This is a genomic window from Chryseobacterium sp. SIMBA_038 (genome assembly GCF_046535115.1).
Classification (GTDB): Bacteria; Bacteroidota; Bacteroidia; order Flavobacteriales; family Weeksellaceae; genus Chryseobacterium.
Window position 1 is genome coordinate 1 of record NZ_JAWRXH010000481.1, and the last position, 231, is coordinate 231.

Consider the following 231-nt stretch of genomic DNA (forward strand, 5'->3'; position numbering starts at 1 on the left):
GGTTGATCGCGTATCGATAGCCCTTGTATGCCTTGTCGATCTCCGCGTACGGCAGATTGCCGACGACAAACGGCTGGTATTCCTCCGGAAACTGGTAGTTCGCGTCGCTTTTTCCGTAGTTTCTGTCGTAGATTTCCAGTGGTCGAAACTCGGGCAAATTGACAATGAAGTTCCCCAGATCGCGCGTGCGCTCCGGATATCGGACGTAATAGGCGCCGGCAAAGCAGAACG

At 54.1% G+C, this 231-nt stretch carries 1 protein-coding gene; it reads right to left on the reverse strand.

Features of this window, described 5'->3' with window-relative positions; genetic code table 11:
- On the reverse strand, window positions 1-231 hold a 231-nt coding region (locus SB689_RS24340), incomplete at both ends, for a hypothetical protein (RefSeq protein WP_410694581.1).